This window comes from Flavobacterium macrobrachii (genome assembly GCF_014486675.1).
In the GTDB taxonomy this organism is placed as follows: Bacteria; Bacteroidota; Bacteroidia; order Flavobacteriales; family Flavobacteriaceae; genus Flavobacterium; species Flavobacterium macrobrachii.
In genome coordinates this window covers 1-19159 of record NZ_JACTAC010000030.1, presented here as the reverse complement: position 1 = coordinate 19159, position 19159 = coordinate 1, and the positions used below count along the sequence as shown (strand labels likewise).

18 protein-coding genes are annotated in these 19159 nt (G+C 32.6%); 9 read left to right on the top strand and 9 right to left on the bottom strand.

Translation table 11 applies throughout. The features are described 5' to 3' along the window. Window positions 1-72: 72 nt before the first annotated feature. The 5 genes from IAI56_RS08335 to IAI56_RS08315 form a co-directional block, all read right to left on the bottom strand. Window positions 73-864 carry a (Fe-S)-binding protein gene (locus IAI56_RS08335; RefSeq protein ID WP_187657433.1) on the bottom strand — a complete coding sequence of 264 codons (792 nt, stop codon included), beginning with the start codon at window positions 862-864 and terminating at the stop codon, window positions 73-75. 64 nt (window positions 865-928) lie between these two features. Then, on the bottom strand, window positions 929-1375 hold the full coding sequence (locus IAI56_RS08330) for an LNS2 domain-containing protein (RefSeq protein ID WP_169524949.1): 447 nt from the start codon (window positions 1373-1375) through the stop codon (window positions 929-931). Window positions 1376-1531: 156 nt separating this feature from the next. After that, on the bottom strand, window positions 1532-2836 hold the full coding sequence (locus IAI56_RS08325) for a 4Fe-4S dicluster domain-containing protein (RefSeq protein ID WP_187657432.1): 1305 nt from the start codon (window positions 2834-2836) through the stop codon (window positions 1532-1534). Between the two features lie 11 nt (window positions 2837-2847). Next, window positions 2848-3801 carry an MlaD family protein gene (locus IAI56_RS08320; protein ID WP_187657431.1) on the bottom strand — a complete coding sequence of 318 codons (954 nt, stop codon included), beginning with the start codon at window positions 3799-3801 and terminating at the stop codon, window positions 2848-2850. Window positions 3802-3851: 50 nt separating this feature from the next. Continuing rightward, the gene (locus tag IAI56_RS08315; RefSeq protein WP_187657430.1) at window positions 3852-5015 is read right to left on the bottom strand and encodes an N-acetylmuramoyl-L-alanine amidase; all 1164 of its coding nucleotides are present in this window, start codon (window positions 5013-5015) and stop codon (window positions 3852-3854) included. Window positions 5016-5148: 133 nt separating this feature from the next. Here IAI56_RS08315 and IAI56_RS08310 point away from each other — a divergent pair, with 133 nt between their 5' ends. Both IAI56_RS08310 and IAI56_RS08305 read left to right on the top strand, forming a co-directional pair. Continuing rightward, window positions 5149-7818, top strand: coding sequence for a putative LPS assembly protein LptD (locus IAI56_RS08310; protein WP_222940995.1), 2670 nt, complete (start codon window positions 5149-5151; stop codon window positions 7816-7818). Between the two features lie 24 nt (window positions 7819-7842). Continuing rightward, window positions 7843-8223, top strand: a complete 381-nt coding sequence (locus tag IAI56_RS08305) for a RidA family protein (protein ID WP_187657429.1) — start codon at window positions 7843-7845, stop codon at window positions 8221-8223. A gap of 69 nt (window positions 8224-8292) precedes the next feature. Here IAI56_RS08305 and IAI56_RS08300 read toward each other — a convergent pair whose 3' ends face one another. Further along, a complete protein-coding gene (locus IAI56_RS08300) occupies window positions 8293-8883 on the bottom strand; it encodes an NUDIX hydrolase (RefSeq protein ID WP_187657428.1) in 591 nt (196 codons plus the stop codon). 7 nt (window positions 8884-8890) lie between these two features. On the opposite strand from IAI56_RS08300, the gene pyrE reads away from it, so the two are divergent. Genes pyrE through IAI56_RS08285 form a run of 3 tightly spaced genes read left to right on the top strand, consistent with a single transcriptional unit; the run spans window position 8891 to window position 10136 of the window. Beyond that, the gene (pyrE, locus tag IAI56_RS08295; RefSeq protein WP_187657427.1) at window positions 8891-9532 is read left to right on the top strand and encodes an orotate phosphoribosyltransferase; all 642 of its coding nucleotides are present in this window, start codon (window positions 8891-8893) and stop codon (window positions 9530-9532) included. Between the two features lie 33 nt (window positions 9533-9565). After that, the gene (locus tag IAI56_RS08290) at window positions 9566-9958 is read left to right on the top strand and encodes an SRPBCC family protein (RefSeq protein WP_169522530.1); all 393 of its coding nucleotides are present in this window, start codon (window positions 9566-9568) and stop codon (window positions 9956-9958) included. Window positions 9959-9980: 22 nt separating this feature from the next. Continuing rightward, complete coding sequence (locus tag IAI56_RS08285; RefSeq protein WP_187657426.1) at window positions 9981-10136, top strand: hypothetical protein; 156 nt, start codon at window positions 9981-9983, stop codon at window positions 10134-10136. A 692-nt stretch (window positions 10137-10828) separates the two neighbouring features. On the opposite strand, the gene IAI56_RS08280 is transcribed toward IAI56_RS08285, so the two are convergent. Beyond that, window positions 10829-12751 (bottom strand): LTA synthase family protein, encoded by a 1923-nt coding sequence (locus IAI56_RS08280; protein ID WP_187657425.1) that lies wholly within the window; start codon window positions 12749-12751, stop codon window positions 10829-10831. 119 nt (window positions 12752-12870) lie between these two features. On the opposite strand from IAI56_RS08280, the gene IAI56_RS08275 reads away from it, so the two are divergent. The 4 genes from IAI56_RS08275 (at window position 12871) to capB (ending at window position 18136) form a co-directional block, all read left to right on the top strand. Further along, window positions 12871-14643, top strand: a complete 1773-nt coding sequence (locus IAI56_RS08275; RefSeq protein WP_187657424.1) for an AMP-dependent synthetase/ligase — start codon at window positions 12871-12873, stop codon at window positions 14641-14643. A gap of 107 nt (window positions 14644-14750) precedes the next feature. Beyond that, window positions 14751-15134 carry a hypothetical protein gene (locus IAI56_RS08270; protein WP_187657423.1) on the top strand — a complete coding sequence of 128 codons (384 nt, stop codon included), beginning with the start codon at window positions 14751-14753 and terminating at the stop codon, window positions 15132-15134. Window positions 15135-15326: 192 nt separating this feature from the next. Further along, on the top strand, window positions 15327-16649 hold the full coding sequence (gene nhaA / locus IAI56_RS08265; protein WP_187657422.1) for a Na+/H+ antiporter NhaA: 1323 nt from the start codon (window positions 15327-15329) through the stop codon (window positions 16647-16649). Between the two features lie 227 nt (window positions 16650-16876). Continuing rightward, the gene (gene capB, locus IAI56_RS08260; protein ID WP_187657421.1) at window positions 16877-18136 is read left to right on the top strand and encodes a cysteate-C-fatty acyltransferase; all 1260 of its coding nucleotides are present in this window, start codon (window positions 16877-16879) and stop codon (window positions 18134-18136) included. A 67-nt stretch (window positions 18137-18203) separates the two neighbouring features. Here capB and IAI56_RS08255 read toward each other — a convergent pair whose 3' ends face one another. Together IAI56_RS08255 and IAI56_RS08250 are read right to left on the bottom strand one after the other, a co-directional pair. Beyond that, window positions 18204-18722 carry a hypothetical protein gene (locus tag IAI56_RS08255; protein WP_187657420.1) on the bottom strand — a complete coding sequence of 173 codons (519 nt, stop codon included), beginning with the start codon at window positions 18720-18722 and terminating at the stop codon, window positions 18204-18206. A 197-nt stretch (window positions 18723-18919) separates the two neighbouring features. Beyond that, window positions 18920-19159 (bottom strand): hypothetical protein (locus IAI56_RS08250; protein ID WP_187657419.1); only part of this gene is annotated, 240 nt, incomplete at its 5' end.

Here is a 19159-nt window from a genome sequence, read left to right as displayed (position 1 = left end):
ATATTAAATTTTAAATATTAGATATTAAACTTCACATACCGAATATTTAATATTTTATATTTTATATTAGCATTATAAATCTTGTGCATTTGCAATCAGTTCGGCAATATCCATCACTTTTACATCGGCTTCTTTTTCTTTGGCTTTTACACCATCAGTCATCATTGTGTTGCAAAATGGACAACCCGCAGCTATAATTTCCGGTTTAGTTTCCAAAGCATCTTCGGTTCTTTCGATGTTGACTTCTTTGTTTCCAGGTTCAGCATCTTTGAACATTTGTGCACCACCAGCACCACAACATAATCCGTTGGCTTTAGAGCGCTTCATTTCTACTAATTCGGCATCCAATTTTTGAATTAAATCTCTTGGTGCTTCATAAATATTGTTTGCTCTTCCTAAATAACACGGATCGTGAAACGTAATTCGTTTTCCTTTAAATTGTCCACCTTCAATGGTTAATCGTCCTGTATCTAGAAGCGATTTCAAAAACTCAGTGTGATGAATTACTTCATATTTTCCACCTAATTCTGGATATTCATTTTTCAGAGTATTGAAACAATGCGGACAAGCCGTAACAATTTTTTTAGCTTCGTAAGCATTCAAAACCTCGATGTTCATCATGGCTTGCATTTGAAACAAAAATTCATTTCCGGCACGTTTTGCTGGATCTCCAGTACAACTTTCTTCGGTTCCAAGAACAGCAAATTCAACATTGGCACGATTTAAAATCTTAACAAATGCTTTGGTTATTTTTTTTGCTCTGTCGTCAAAACTTCCTGCACATCCAACCCAAAATAATACTTCGGGTTGTTTGCCTTGGGCTAACATTTCTGCCATTGTCGGCACGTTTATTACTTCTGACATCTTTTAAATGTTTATGGGTTTATGAAGTTTATGAGTTTAAAATAGCTTAAACACAAAAACAATATTATTCATGATGTTCGTCGTCAAACACCTGAATGGTTACTTCTTTTTCTACTAAATCGGTAAATTTCCCTCTGTAACGAGTGGCTTTTACCAAGTGGTTATCAATCCAATGGTAGTTTCCGCCACGTGGTTTTCCCATTACCATTCCATGATATTTGAAACCGTGTTGTTTTAACCAACGTTCGGTATATTCTCTGTGTGCTTCAGTTCTAGATGTGAAGAAAAATATGATATGTCCTTCATCATACCATTTGTTTAAGGTAACTAATGCATCTGGATATACTTCGGCAGTTAACATTCTTTCTGGTTCTTCGTTTGGAATATCGTCACAGATTGTTCCATCAATATCGATTAGGTAATTCTTAATTCCCTCGGGTAAAATTGGACTTAAATGTTGCCCGTTTTCTGTGATGCTTTGTAAGTTTTTTTCAATGTCTTCCGCTTTCATTTTTTTACTTTTATAGTGTTTTCAAATTCATTTGACAAATCCTCAAGCCTCACAATATGAGAATTTATCTGTTTATTATTGTTGATTGGGTTAAAACCCAATTCAATTCAGATGCAATGCATCAGTTTATTTTTTAAATGGGTTTAAACCCCATTTTTATTCATCTTTCCAATTTAATCGATCCATTTGGTTGTATTGCCATGGTGCGCCGTTGTTTTCAATATTGGTCATCATAGCATTCAACGATTGTGGCGCAGCACTTTGTTCCATTACCAAATATCTTCTCATATCTGTAATAATAGATAAAGGACTGATGTTTACCGGACATTCTTCAACACAAGCGTTACAAGATGTACATGCCCAAAGTTCTTCTGGTGTTATGTAATCATTTAATAACGATTTATTATCTGGAACAAAAACCCCATTATTAGCATCGATATTTTTTCCAACTTCTTCCATTCTATCACGTGTATCCATCATGATTTTTCGTGGCGAAAGTTTTTTACCTGTTTGATTTGCTGGACATGATGATGTACAACGTCCACATTCAGTACAAGTGTAGGCATTTAACAACTGAACCCAATTCAAATCTTGAACATCAGAAGCTCCAAATTTACTTGGAACAGCGTTTTCATCAACAGGTTGTGCTGCAAATGGATCGGCATTTGGATCCATCATTAGTTTTACTTCTTTGGTTACGCTTTCAAGATTGTCGAATTTTCCTTTGACATTCAAATCAGCAAAATACGTATTTGGAAACGCTAAAAGTATGTGTAAATGTTTTGAATAGTACAAATAGTTCAAGAAAACCAAAATTCCAACAATGTGCAACCACCAAGCTGTTCTTTCAACTACTTGAATTTCAAAAAGTGATAATGAACTAAATAATGGAGAAATGTATTGTGAAATTATATTTCCAGAATTGGCTTGTTGAAAATAAATATCAGTAGCATTCATTATCAAAAACAAAGACATCAAAACCACTTCAAAATACAGAATGATATCAGCATCTTTTTTTGGTTTTCCATTTAAATCAGAACTTGTGAAACGTTTTAACTTAATGATATTTCTTCGTGTCCAAAAAACAAAAACGGCTACCAAAACTAAAACCGCTAATATTTCGAATGAACCAATTAGTATTCCATAAAGACTTCCCAGAAAAGAAAAAACTCTATGTGTTCCAAACAATCCATCGATGATGATTTCTAAAACTTCAAGATTGATGATTACAAAACCTACATACACTATAATATGTAAAATTCCCGAAACGGGTCTTTTTACCATTTTGGATTGACCTAATGCAATCATCGCCATGTTTTTCCATCGTTCCGAGGAATTGTCTGTACGGTTTACATCTTGTCCGAGCTTAATATTTCGGATTAGTTTTTTTACATTTTTTACAAAAAAACCAACTCCAATCGTTAAAATTATGGCAAAAAGTATATTGTCAATATAAATCATAATCTTTGGTTTTATTTTTTTATGGTATCCAAAACTGGCGCTTTATAGGGTTTGTTTTTCTTTCCAAACAATGAGACATTTACATATCGAGTTGGATTTAAACGTAAATCTTGTAGTAATAATTCCAATTCTTTTGATGTCTTAGCAAAATTATTATACATCGTTTCGTCTTTGGCTAGTTTGCCTAACGTTCCTTTTCCTGATTGTATATCAGCCATTAATTTATCTACATTAGCCAATGTTTTCTCCAAATTTTTAACGGTTTGACCAATATTGGCTTTTGCAATAGAATCGGAAACTTTACTAAAATTAGCTGATGCTTTTTCTACATTGGTCATCGTTGTACTGATTTTACCTTTGTTATCTGCCAACATCTGATTGGCTGAATTTGAAACTTCTTTAAATTCAGCCAAAGTTGCGTTTAGGTTTTCTAAACTGCTTCTTAGATTTTGCTTGGTTTTATCATCCAAAACTTGATTGATGTTAACCAACATCGTATTAGCATTTTCAAGAACTTTGTCTAATTTATCTTTGATAGGTTTTATTTGTTTGGATACTTCTTCGGTTAAACCTAACTTACTTGATGAACCTAAATAATCGCCAGAAACGGCAAATTCAGTGGTTTTGGTATTTGGAATGATACTAATTTGCTTTCCACCAATTGGTCCAGGCGAATATAACTCAGCAACACTATTTTTGGTAATTTGATAATCGCCATTGATTTGTAATTCAACTAACGAAGTCCAATCTTTATTCAATTTTATAGAATGCACTTTACCTACAACTAATCCGTTGATGGTTACAGGTGCCGAATTGATTAAACCTTCTACATTATCATATTTAACATAAAACGTTTGATAATTAGACAATAAATCTTTTCCTTTTAAAAAACTATAACCCCAAATAAATAATAAAATGGATGCTATAACAAGTACTGCGGTCTTAATCTCTCTTGTGATTTTCAATGTATAAGGTTTTTTGCAAAGTTAAAATAAAATATTAAAACGATGGGCAATTATTGTTTTAAAGCTTCTTGAACGGTTACTTTTTTGCCATCTTTAAACGCAATGACGAATGCTGATGTGTAACCTTTTCCTCTTGCTTCTTGCATCAACCGTTTGGCTTCGTCATAACTTGAGGTTTGACCATACATATATTTGTATAAAGTTCCTTCGGAAGACATTGAAATATTACTTAATCCGTTGAAATTGCTCGGAACTAAATCTAGCTTTTTGCTGCTTGCTGATAATTGTACTTTAAAAACAACTCCCGAAGTAACTTCTGGCTTCACTTCTGGTTTTGTTTCTGGCTTTTTAACTTCGAATGGTGTAATGGTTGGTTTTTGAACTGGTGTTTCAACAACTTTAACTTCTTCAACTTTTTGAGAAGGTTTTACAATATTATCATTATCGTTTGCACCATAATTTTCTTTTTTATAGGCAATGATTGCGTTAGCGATAGATTGAGCGATTTCGTTTTGACCTTCTTCCGAGTCTAGAATTGCTCCTTCTTTTGGGTTAGAAATAAAACCCATTTCAATTAAAACTCTTGGCATGTAGGCTTTATGCAAAACCATAAATGGTGCTTGTTTTACACCGCGACTTTTTTTACCTATATCAATAAATTCTCTTTGAATCGTTCCTGCCAATGCAATACTATTATCAAGAAATTCTTCTTGCATCATAGTTAACCCTATCAAAGTTTCAGGCGATTTTGGGTCAAAACCTTTATATTTTTGTTCGTAATCTTTTTCTAAAAGCACAACTTTATTCTCTTTTCGTGCTGCTTCAAGATTGGATGCATTTTTGGACATACCCATTACATAGGTTTCACAACCAGAAGCTTCAGTGTTTTTATTGGCATTACAATGAACCGATACAAAAATGTTAGCATCAGCACGATTAGCAATGTTGGCGCGTTCAATCAAATCAACAAAAACATCGTTTTTTCTGGTGTAAATTACTTCTATTCCTGAATTTTTTTCTAAAATCTTACCTACTTTAAGCACAACTGCCAAAGCGATATTTTTTTCAATATGTCCATGATAAACTGCACCAAAATCGTGGTCACCATGTCCAGCATCTAGCGCTACTTTGAATTTAGACTGCGAAAAAGCAGTTGTAAACACAAAGAATATTGTTAATACAAAAACTATTTTAGTACATTTTAGAGTATTCATAGAGATAAAAAGTTAATTTAATTTTAAACTTGAGGTTTATAAAGTTACTATTTCTTTATTTTTGACCGGAAATTATCATTAAGTTTGCCACGTCAAAAATCGAGCCATATTCTACAAAAATAGTATTAAACCTTTGCAAAGAAACTTATTTTATATCGTTTTTTTAACAATCTTCCTAACATTTGGGAATACCCTAACATTTGCGCAAGACGGAAAAAAGCCTACCGAATCGTTTCCTCCTAAAAATCAAACAACTACAACAGAAGAAAAAATAATTACTCCAATAGAAGTTGCAAAAGTTGACATCGATACAAATAAAGTAAACAAAAAAAAACCTTTACTAGAACATAAAGTTAAACGTAAAGCGGTTGATTATGAAAAAATTGACCAAAAAAAGAAACTCATTACACTTTACAATAAAGCCGAAGTTTACTATGACGATATTGAGCTTAAAGCTGGAATTATTGTTATTGATTATCAAAAAAATGAAGTTTATGCCGGAAGAATAAAAGATTCAACTGGAAAATACACCCAACTTCCCATTTTTAAACAAGGTACAAATGTAGTTGAACCCGATTCTATTCGATTTAATTTTAAAACCAAAAAAGCTTTGGTTTGGAATTCAAGAACCGATCAAGGTGAATTTAAAGTAAAAGCTGCTATCACAAAAAAAGAAAACGATTCGGTTTATTTTATGAAAGGTGCACGTTTTACAACTGCTAAAGACATTGACAATCCCGAATATTATTTTTATACCAATAAAGTAAAAATGGTTCCTGGAAAAAAAATTGTGGTTGGTACTACCAATATGGTTATCGCTGATGTTCCAACTCCTATTGCTTTGCCGTTTGCTTTTTTTCCAATTACAGACAAAAGCCGTTCGGGAATTATAATGCCAACCTATAACGATAGTAATCTAAGAGGTTTTTCGCTTCAAAATGGTGGTTATTATTTTGCTTTGAGCGATTATTACGATTTAGCTATTTTAGGTGATTATTACACCAACGGAAGTTATGGTTTTAGATTTCAATCGAGTTATGGAAAAAAATATAAATTCAACGGTAATCTCAATGTTCGTTTTGAAAATTTAGTCAATGGCGAAAGAGGTTTTCCAGATTATTCCTTGAATAAAATCTATAACATTCAATGGTCGCATTCAAAAGATGCAAAATCCAATCCAAATTCCAGATTTTCGGCTTCGGTAAACTTAGGAAGTAGCACTTATTTTAGACAATCATTAAATCAAATCAACGCAGGTTCAGAATTGAACAATACTTTGAGTTCATCGGTTTCGTATTCGAAAACATTCAATACTGTTCCACAAGTAAATATGTCTTTAACAGCAACACATTCGCAAAATACTAATACTGGCGCAATCAACATGACTTTGCCAACACTTCAAGCAAGTGTTGATCGTATATTTCCTTTTGCAAAAGGAGATGGAATTAAAAAAGGTATCATCAAAAACATCAACTTTCAATATAATTTAAGAGGTGAAAACCGAATCGATACTAATGACTCCATTTTTTTTAAACCCGAAATGTTTAGAGATGCAAAAATGGGTTTTCAACACAGCATTCCGTTGAGTACCAACTTTAAAATCTTTAAACATTTTAGTGCTTCGGCTGCTGTAAACTACAACGAAGTTTGGTATTTTAAAACCATTAGAAGAAATTATAGTGATTTACAAAACAAAGTTGTTGATACCGAAGTTCAAGGTTTTGACGCTTTCAGAACATACAATTTTTCATCCGGAATTGGAACAACCATTTATGGAACTTTCAATTTTAAAGAAGGAAAAAGAATTCAATCCATTCGCCACGTGATGCGACCAAATGTTAGCTACAGTTATACTCCAAGTTTTGAAAGATATTACGATACTTATGACTCTGACGGAAGCGGAACGATGATAAAAGATTATACTCGTTTTGATGGCGGAATTTTTGGTTCGCCAGGAAAAAACATGTCAAACATAATGTCGTTTACTTTAAATAATACTTTTGAAGCTAAAGTTACCGACAGAGATTCGACTAAAACCGAACCAAAAAAAATCATGCTTTTGAACAATCTTAACTTTTCAACGAGCTATGATATTACAGCTGACTCTCTACGTTGGGCACCAATGAGAGTTAGCGGTGGAACACAATTGTTTAAGCAAAAAATGAATATAAACTTTGCTGCGACACTTGATCCTTATGCCATAAACAATTCTGGACAACGTATTAATACTTGGAACATTGATAATGGTGGAAGTTTATTCAGAATGACAAGCGCTAACATGAACATAAATTATGCCTTTTCTAGTAGTGAATTTGAAGGCAAAGAAAATGAAAATACTGCTGGAAAAAGAAATGGCGGTCGAGAAGACAATCTTTTTGGAACCAATGCCGATTTGAGTGATAGAAGACAAAGTCAGTTTGGCGATGACGATGAAAGCGATAGTAAACCCTCGGAATTCTTTAAATACAAATTACCTTGGGACATGAATTTTGCTTACTCAATTACCTATTCCAATAATAGACGCGAGAAAAAGATTACTGGAAATTCCTTAATGGTTTCAATGAATACCGATTTAACCCCTAAATGGAAAATTGGTGTTTCAACAGGTTACGACTTTGTTCAAAATGGCGTTACCTATACTCAACTTCGATTTGAACGCGATTTAATGAGTTGGCGAATGGATTTCAATTGGGTTCCATTTGGTACCAATGCCAACTGGGGATTTTTCATCGGGATAAAATCAGGTGTGTTAAGCGACATCAAATGGGATAAACGTAGTTTACCAGACAGAACACTTAGATAATAACTTTTGTTGATACCTTTTATTATGAAAAAAATCATTTTTACCGAAAAAGCTCCTGCGCCAATCGGACCATACAATCAAGCGGTTTTAATAAACGATACTCTTTACACCTCAGGACAAATAGCATTGCATCCTGAAACGATGGAATTAATATTAGATGATATTGAAACCGAAACCAAGCAAGTAATGGAAAACATGAAAGCCGTTCTCGAAGCTGCTGATATGACTTTTGACAACGTAATTAAAACGACCATTTTCATAATGAATATGGGCGATTTTGCTCGTATCAATTCGGTTTATGGAAGTTATTTTGACGAAAAAACCGCTCCAGCGCGTGAAACTGTTCAAGTAGCTTGTTTGCCAAAAAATGTTAACGTTGAAATTTCAATGATAGCTGTGAAATAAGCTGAAAAATTAATATTCAAATACTCCAAACTCACTTTCGATAGTGAGTTTTTTTTATTCTAAACTTTTCTATTTTTCCTCAAACAAGAGTTTAATATTTTCGTATGAGTTTTTCAATGCTTCTTTCACTTCTTCAGGATTGAGCCAAGCCACTTTTTCGATACCTTCGTTTTCTTGTGGCACAGGAATGCCTTCAAAACCGGATTTCATTTCAAACCAATGGGTAACTTTAAGTTTGTATTTTCCGTTGCGTTTAAAAATATGATAGGTTTTTTGGAGTTTTCGCGAAATGGATAATTTACCAACTCCTGTTTCTTCTTCCACTTCGCGCAAAGCGGTTTCGTCGATTTCCTCGCCTTTTTCGGTTCCGCCTTTGGGTAAATCCCATTTTCCGTTTCTAAAAATGAACAACACCTCGCCTTTTTTATTGTAAACCAATCCGCCGCCAGCTTTGCAAACAGGGATTTTTTCTTTAATTTTTTTCAAAATTGCCTTTTCATCAGGATAATACAAATTTGCTTTCTGAATTTTGTTATTATGCATTTTGATGATGAGTTGCTCAATATCAACACTTTCTAACAAGAACAATTGAAAATCGGTTTCTTTAGCAACTTGATTTGTTAAAAAAAGAGGTTTATCGTTGACAAAAACTTTATACATTTGTGGTATGATTTTTAATAAAGATACAGCCGAAAAAACAGCCGAATTGCTTTTACAAATAAATGCAATTAAATTGAAACCTAAAAATCCTTTTACATGGGCTTCGGGTTGGAATTCACCGATTTATTGTGACAACCGATTAATTCTCTCATTCCCAGCGATTAGAAATTTCGTTAGAGAAGAATTTTCTAAGCACATCGAAAAAGAATTTGGAAAACCCGATGTTATTGCAGGTGTAGCAACTGGTGCAATAGGAATTGGCATGCTTGTTGCCGAGTACATGGGATTACCTTTTGTTTACGTTCGTCCGGAACCAAAAAAACATGGAAGACAAAACCAAATTGAAGGTTTTATTCAAAAAGGACAAAATGTAGTGGTTGTAGAAGATTTAATCAGTACAGGAAATAGTAGTTTACTTGCTGTAGAAGCTTTGAAAGAAGCTGAACTTCATGTAAAAGGAATGGTGGCTATTTTTACATATGGTTTTGATGTAGCAACAGAAAACTTCAAAAAAGCCAATGTAGATTTGCATACGCTAGCCGATTATGAACATTTACTACATCTAGCCGTAGCTAAAAACTACATCACCGAAAAAGAATTAGAAACATTACAAGAATGGCGTAAAAATCCATCGACTTGGAACAAATAAATATTAAATTTCAGATATAAAATATTAGATATAATGAATTTAGAAAGCCCAAAAGTAACCGTAGAAAAATCAGCTGAGTATTTATATACTGCTTTGTCTGACGTGAAAAACTTTGAAAAATTAATGCCTGAGAATATCGCTAAATTTGAAGTTTTGGGCGATGATATTTTTAACTTCGGATTAAAAGGAATGCCTGAAATCAAATTAAGATTAAAAGAAGGCGTTCCACATTCTAAAGTAAATCTTGCGGCTGCAAGCGATAAATTGCCGTTTACTTTAACTGCTAATCTTGACACCGTTTCTGATAATTCAACCGCAGTTCAATTAGTGTTTAATGGTGAATTCAACCCAATGATGGCAATGATGATTAAAGGTCCAATTACTAAGTTTATTGAGACTTTAGCACAGAATATGGGGAAACTTTAATGAGTTCATCAACTTACCTCTAATGAAAATTGTTGATCATAAACAAACATGGGAAGGATTTTTTACCTATCCATCAGACGATGATTATAGCGATCAAGATTTAGAAGTTACTTTAAAAATGGAATTAATTTTTAATGAAAACTCGTTTACTGGCACATCAAGAGATTCTGAATCTTAACACATTTTTGAAGAACCAACAATAGTTAAAGGATTTATTGAGGAAAATAAAATCAGTTTTATTTTAAATTACCCTTGTTATTACTACAAAGATGAAGATGGAAATATTCAAATCGATCAAGATTTACCACATCCAATTGTTGAATATCTTGGTTATTATGACGAATATGAGAAAAAATTTTTAGGAACTTGGGAAATAATAATCCATGAAGAAAAAATTTCTGAAGATAATTTTCTTGAAGAATTTATATACGGCGACTTTGAAATGAAGCGAATAAAATAAAACGATTTTAAACTGTTATTTTTTTATTTAATTGTTTATTGAAACTTAAAGCTTGGAATATTGGGAAATTGTAATTCCTCAACTATTTGTCATTTCGCTATTGTAAACATTTAATAAAAAAATAGCTTAAAATTAGCATTGGAACAATTGCCGCTAATAAACGGTATGTTTTGGGCGATTTATTTAAAAACAACATAATCAAATAAAAAATACTAAAAGCTATAATCAATCCGCCAATTATAAATATTCCGTAAATAACTCCATTCATACAACTGGTTTTGTTTTCGGTTCCATAGTATGAAGAATTAAAAATCAAGAAAAAAACTATCATACAGAAATAATAGGATATCGTTGACATCACAAACATTATCATATCACTATTAAGTTTCTTTTTATCCATTTTTCACTAATTACTTCACCGTTGTCAATCGCTTATCGATAAGTCGTTCCATATAATCTTGAACAAAAGCTTTACAGCGCAATTCCAGCGAATCCATTTCGGGAGTTCGATTTTTGATTAGATTGCGTTCCATTGCTTTGTCATTTTTATCGTAAAAACCAACGACTTTTTTCCCGTCAAACGTGCAGATGTAATTTCCTTCCATGTATTGATACACATTCGAACCATATTTAATCACAAAAGGCGGAACTTGTTTTTCATTAATTAAACTTCTACCCCAACTTCTGAAAGGCTTTTTGTAACCAATCATATCCAAAAGCGTTGGATAAATATCGATTTGTTGTGCCCAATCATCGTTTACACCAACATACTTTTCATCTGGCGAAAAGAATAAAATCGGAACGGTATGTTTGTTGAATTCTTTTCGGTATTCGTCATACGCAATAGTATTTCCGTGATCGGCAACTAAAACGAAAATCGTGTTATTGTACCAAGGTTGCTTTTTGGCTTCAGCAAAGAAACGTTTCAGCGCAAAATCAGTATAACCAATCGTTTGATGAATATTTACAGTTCCTTTATCAAATTTTCCTTCATATTTTTTTGGAACAACATAAGGTTCATGCGATGAAACTGAAAACAATGTTGCCATAAAGGGTTGTTTTTTTTCAGTTAATGTTTTGTTGAAATACTGAAAAAACGGTTCGTCCCAAATTCCCCAAACGCCATCAAATTCGGCATCATTATTAAACTCATTTTTACCATAATAATGATCATAACCCAAAATATTCCCGAAACCTAAAAATCCCATCGAACCATTTGGTGCACCGTGAAAAAAGGAAGTGTCATAACCTACACTTTTCAAAGTGGTAACTAATGATTCTATCTTTTGCTTCGGATATGGCGAAGACGTAAACGCCACTTTAAACGAAGGAATTCCAGCAATAACCGATGACATTCCGTGGATTGATTTATATCCATTAGCATAAGCATTGGTATAAATCATACTGTGTTGCGCCAACGAATCTATAAATGGTGTATAACTTTTAAAATCAGGAATATTGGCATTCTTATTGAAAGCTCCACTATATTCTCGACCATAACTTTCTAATATGAAAATTACGATATTTTTCTTGGCTTCTGAATTGTTATTGTATTGTTTTATTGGAACAATTAATTTATCAACTTGTTCTTTACTAAGGTAATTTTCTTTTTTAAAGGCATTAGCAGTCCAAGTTCTAATAATGGCAAAAGGTGTATTCAAAACCAAATCAGCTTGCGACGGATTGGTCACATAACGACTCGCATCCAAAAGATTAATTGGTCGTGTACTTTTCTTAAAATCGCCACGAATTCCACCAACACACAAAGCAACGATTAAAAAGAAACAGGCAATTGACGCAGCGAAATACTTTATGGACGGTTTTTCAGTTGAAGTAATTTTGACCTTTTTATACAATTTTATCCAAATAAATGCCGTTACAAAAAACAACAAAAACACATGCCAATAATTAGTCAAAAAGTTAAAAAATAATGCCGCTTTGTTGCTTTCATTTTCTAGTGATTCTAGTGATGCTTTCGTGCTTCTGCCAAAGATAAATCGGTAATAAATAAAATCAACAAAATTGAACGCATACGCCAACAAATTGGTCACAAAATACAAATAGAACAAAAAGGTTTGGTATCCTTTTTTGGCATTGATAACCAAAGGCAAAATTGAAAAAAGGATGAATAATCCGTTGATGTAAAGTATCGAAGTGGTATCAAATGCTAATCCGTGATAACTCAGTCTAAAAAAGTCAAAAACACCATCAATTTGTATTAGCGAACTGTTGTAAACAAAAAATAAAACTCTCGCTAAAAAATAGAATACATAAGCTAATATTATTCTGTAAAATAACGCTTTATATTCTTGAAAACGGGGAAATTTATGCATTGCAGATAGAAAATATTTTTTTGCAAAACTACATATTTCACTACTACATTTAGCATATTTTAAATTTTTATTGTGTTTCATTACAATATTCCTTAATTTGCATAAAATTATTAATCACAATGACAAAAATCACGCGTCTTTTTGACTTTCCATACTATCAATTAGAAAAAAATAATCTACCTAATTGTCTTGTTACCAAATATGACGGACAATGGATTTCAACTTCTACTCAAGAATATTTGAATAAAGCCAATGCTATATCAAGAGCTTTGATTCGATTAGGCATTCAAAAGAATGATAAAATAGCTATCATTTCTTCTAGTAATAGAACGGAATGGAATGTTATGGATATTGGTTCGCTTCAAGTTGGTGCCCAAACCGTACCAATTTATCCAACCATTGCTGCCGAAGATTATGAATACATCTTAAACCATTCAGAATCTAAATATTGTTTTGTTTCAGATGATGTGGTTTATGAAAAATTAATGGCGGTTAAGCAAAACATTCCATTGCTAGAGGAAGTTTATTGTTTCAATGAAATTGGCGGTTGCAAAAACTGGAAAGAATTATTGGAACTTGGAGCTGATCAAAGCAATCAAGATGTTGTCGAAGACCGAAAAAACAATGTAAAACCCGAAGAATTAGCAACCATCATTTACACATCGGGAACAACAGGAAAACCAAAAGGTGTTATGCTTTCTCATAATAATATCGTGTCAAATGTACTCGATAGTTCGCCTCGAATTCCATTTAACGAAGGAACAAGTGTTGCGTTGAGCTTCCTTCCTATTTGTCATATTTTTGAACGTGTAATTTTGTATATCTACCAATATTATTCGGTTTCCATCTATTTTGCCGAGTCAATCGAAAAACTTTCAGACAATATCAAAGAAGTAAAACCAACCGTTTTCTCGGTTGTACCAAGACTTTTGGAAAAAGTATATGATAAAATCATTGCAAAAGGTGAAGATTTAACCGGAATAAAAAAGAAATTGTTCTTTTGGGCAATCGATTTAGGTTTGCGTTACGAACCTTATGGTACCAATGGTTGGTGGTATGAATTCCAATTAAGCATTGCTAGAAAGTTGATTTTCAGCAAATGGATAGAAGGTTTAGGCGGAAACTTGAATGTAATGGTTTCAGGAAGTGCTGCGTTACAACATCGATTAATCAGAGTTTTTGCAGCAGCAGGAATGCCAGTAATGGAAGGTTATGGATTAACTGAAACTTCACCTGTTATTGCGGTTAATGACCAACGAAACTATGGTTTTAAAGTTGGAACTGTTGGTCGAATGATTAATAATGTAGAAGTAAAAATTGCTGCCGATGGCGAAATTCTTTGTAAAGGTCCAAACGTTATGATGGGTTACTACAAAGACCAAAAACTAACCGATGAAGTAATTGTTGATGGATTTTTTCACACAGGCGATATCGGTGAAGTTGATGCCAATGGTTTCTTAAAAATTACCGACCGTAAAAAAGAAATGTTCAAAACTTCGGGAGGAAAATACATTGCGCCACAGTTGATTGAAAACGCAATGAAACAATCCTTATTCATAGAACAAATCATGGTAATTGGCGATGGCGAAAAAATGCCAGGTGCATTCATTCAACCAAGTTTTGATTTCATCAAAGAATGGGCAAAGCGTAAAAACATCAACGTTGGAATTACCAATGCCGAAATAGCTTCCAATCCTGATGTTATTGCTCGAATTGAAAAAGAAGTCGAAAAATTTAATGAGAAATTCGGTAATTGGGAAAAAATAAAACGCTTTGAACTTACTCCAGATATTTGGTCCATTGATGGCGGACATCTTACGCCTACGCTAAAATTAAAGCGTAAAATTGTCATGGAAAAATACAAAGATTTGTATCAAAAAATCTACTCCTAATTATTAACATTTTTACAACCTAAAAAGTTAATAATTAAAAAGTTACAACATAACAGTTTATTGAAAGTTTAGTAAATTTATTTCACTAATCAATAAAACAATAAACTATGAATGTAAAAAACTTTTTAATAGCTGGTATTGTTGGTGGTTTAGTAGATTTTCTACTGGGGTTTCTTTTCTATGGGATAATTTTTAAAGACAGTTATCCTGAAACACTAGACATCAAACTGGAATTTATCTTTTTAGGTTGCATTACTTTTGGACTACTAATGTCCTATATTTTTATCAAATGGGCTGGAATTAAAAACCCTATTACTGGCTTAACTGCTGGTGCAAGTATAGGTTTTCTGTACGGTCTTTCTACCAATTTCTTCATGTATTCCAATAGACCTTTGGATACTCAAAACTTTATTATTGACGTTGTTATTTCAATCATAATTGGTGCAGGAGTTGGTGCAGCAGTAGCTTTAGTAAATGGAAAAATTAAATAATTGGGATTTAATTTAGAGAAAAACCACGATTCACTTTTTTGCATCGTGGTTTTTTGTTTTTATTAAGTCATACTTGAACTAAATAAAGATTTAAAACCCGTAATCTTGAGAAAGAATGAAATTTATATTTTGTAATCTATTGCTCAAAATGGTAACTTTGTAAAATAAATTTTAATTCCAAAACATATATTGATGACTGAGCAAAAACACTACCCTATTGACCGCGTTACTTATCCAATAAGAAAATTTATGGAAGAGGAAAAAGCAGGAGGAATTGTACTTGGAATCAGTGTAATCGTTGCTATAGTTTTGGCAAATTCTTCTTTGTCTCATGAGTATCATCATTTTTTAGAACACAAATTAGGATTTCAATTTGATGGAAAATCTTTTTTAGAATATTCCATTCATCACTGGATTAATGATGGATTAATGTCAATATTTTTCTTTGTTGTAGGATTAGAATTAAAAAGAGAAATTGTTGGTGGAGAACTATCTAATCCAAGGAAAGCATTACTACCTATTGGAGCCGCTTTAGGAGGAATGCTTGTTCCGGCATTAATCTATTTATCCTTTAACCCTTCTGGAGAAGTACATAGTGGTTGGGGAATTCCGATGGCTACTGATATTGCTTTTGCATTGGGTGTTTTATATCTTTTAGGTAGTAAAATACCAACAAGTTTAAAAGTTTTTTTAACTGCATTAGCTATAGTTGATGATTTGGGTGCTGTTTTGGTTATTGCTTTTTTCTACACTTCAGATATTTCTTTGTTTAGTCTTTCACTAGGTTTGAGTTTTATTGTCGTGATGTATCTTGGAAATAAATTAGGCGTTAGAAGTATCTTGTTTTATGCTATTATTGGTATCGCAGGTGTTTGGACAGCTTTCCTACTTTCTGGTGTTCACGCTACTATTGCAGCCGTTTTAGCTGCATTTACTATTCCAGCTGATATTCGTTTAAAAGAGAGTGAATATTCTTTAAAAATTCAAAGATATTTGAACGAGTTTAATAAAATTGACCCTAATGATAAAATACCCACTTTAACTCCTCATCAACTTCACATTCTTGATAAAGCTAAGGAAGCAACCATTAAAGTTATACCACCTTTACAACGTTTAGAACATGCTATGCATCCATTTGTAACCTTTATTATTATACCTATTTTTGCTATTGCTAATGCTGGTGTGTCTCTAGATATTGATACTGAACTACTATTTAGTAATAATATTGCAATAGGTGTTGCATTAGGATTACTGGTGGGTAAAGTAGTAGGAATTGTAGGTTTTACTTTTGGAATGGTTAAATTAAAAATTGCTCCTTTTCCATCTGGAATGAACCTAAAAAACTTATTTGGTTTAGGTTTATTAGCTTCAATTGGATTTACTATGTCACTATTTATAACTTCATTAGCTTTTACTCATGAGGAATATATGGTACAATCTAAAATAGGTATTTTTACCGCTTCATTAATTGGAGGAATTTTAGGCTATATTATATTAAAAAAAGCTTCAAAATAAACTTCAAAAAAGCTAAATAGTAGTAAAAGCTAATCATCAATATTGGAGTAACTAATTCCGTAAAAACTTGTAGATAAAACGAAACTATTTTTGGTTGCTAATGTACCAATTCATTCAAATTTATCTTTACTGTTTTCAACAGTAATTAGTTGAAACTTTCTAATTATAATGATTAGGAGTAAACTAAATTTATAATTACTTTTGCCAAGACTAAATACAAAGTTATTATGGTAAAAGATTTATTCGAAAGAATACAAAACAATAAAGGTCCGTTAGGAAAATGGGCTTCACAAGCAGAAGGATATTATGTATTTCCAAAACTAGAAGGTGAACTTGGTCCTAGAATGCAGTTTCACGGAAAACAAATATTAAACTGGTCTATCAACGATTATTTAGGATTAGCCAATCATCCAGAAGTTCGCCAAGCGGATATTGATGCCGCAACACAATATGGTGCCGCCTATCCAATGGGTGCAAGAATGATGAGCGGTCATACTAATTATCACGAACAATTAGAAAAAGAATTGGCTGAATTCGTAATGAAAGAATCAGCGTATTTATTGAACTTTGGATACCAAGGTATCATGTCGTGTATTGATGCATTGGTTACTAAAAACGATATTATTGTATATGATGTAGACGCCCATGCTTGTATCATTGACGGAGTACGTTTACACATGGGAAAAAGATTTACCTATAAGCATAATGATTTGGAAAGCATGGAGAAAAACCTGCAACGTGCTACCAAAATGGCCACAGAAACTGGCGGCGGAATTCTTTTCATTACCGAAGGTGTTTTTGGAATGCGTGGTCAACAAGGAAAATTGAAAGAAATTGTAGCGATGAAAGAAAAGTACAATTTCCGTCTTTTGGTTGATGATGCTCATGGATTTGGAACGCTTGGAAAAACTGGCGCTGGTGCTGGCGAAGAACAAGGTTGCCAAGACGGAATAGATGTTTACTTCTCTACATTTGCAAAATCTATGGCAAACATTGGTGCTTTTATAGCTGCTGATAAAGACATTATTGATTATTTAAAATACAACTTACGTTCGCAAATGTTTGCTAAAGCGTTACCAATGATACAAACTATTGGTTCATTAAAACGTTTACAGATGTTGCGTACAATGCCTGAGTTAAAAGAAAAACTTTGGGAAAACGTAAATGCATTACAAAGCGGATTAAAGGAAAAAGGATTCAATATTGGTGATACTAACACTTGTGTAACTCCGGTTTATCTTGAAGGTTCCATCCCAGAAGCAATGGTTATGGTAAACGACTTGAGAGAAAACTTCGGGATTTTCCTTTCTATCGTGGTTTATCCAGTTATTCCAAAAGGAATTATCTTGTTGAGAATGATTCCAACAGCTTCACATACAATTGAAGATATAAATGAAACATTAACAGCCTTTGAAGCTATCCGTGAAAAATTAGAAAACGGAACGTATAAAAAAATTGCAGCCGAAACAACTGTTGATGTTTCCTAATTTGAAATAAACTCAAACAAAAAACCATTCGCCTAGCGAATGGTTTTTTTATGATATAAAAGTTATTCTATTGTATAACTTTCACACTTTTGTCATTTATATTGTAAGCTTTTATTACTGCATTATAATCTGAAAAATCAACTGGTTTCGCCATTCTATTAGCAAAATAGCCAGGAACTATTACAATTCTAAACGTTTGATTTGTTAAAAATCCTGGAGTTAATGATAAATCATAAGTTCCACCTGCATAAATAGTAAAATCTTCTTTACTAAAATCAAAGTCATAATCCAATTCACCTTGTGGCAAATACAATGTTCTTGGAATTAATTGCCAAACTGGTGTATTAGAATCGATCAAATCAGACATTCTGTAGATTAAAACCACATCTGAAGCAAATATCTGAGGATTTAAAGTTCGGTAGATAGAATAACTATTTCCTCCGTCAAATGAAAAATTTATATTTCTCAATTCAAATACTTCACTAATAGTATCGTTGTCAATATAGTTTCCATTATCCTCGTTAACCGTGCAACCATTTAGTGTTATCATCCCGATAAAAGCTAAAACTAAAGTAATTTTTTTCATAATGTGTAAATTTAATGATTAATGATATTACTTCCATTCCAATTCTTGTGCCAAAGTATTGTTTTTAACAAAAATTTATAGAATTAAATATCATATAATTTTAACATCCCTTACTAATCTTGCGGTCATTAAGCATTTAACCTACACACTTGGTTAATAACAGAGAGTAATTTTTAACCATAATAAACTCTGCCGAGCTATTCTTTTACTTTTACCATTTCTTCCTTTTCGTCCCAGTATAATTTTTCTTTATTTTTTTCAAACCATGCTCTCCATTCTTTTACTATTTCATCTTTAGCAAATAAAGCATTAGCCTTAATTCCTGTTACGGTTGCTAGAAACTTATTTGCATCGATAAAAGTTGTCATGTCCAAAACTTGATTTTCATACTTCCCTTTTTTATAGTTTTCATACATTCCTAAATGTCCCAAAAAAAC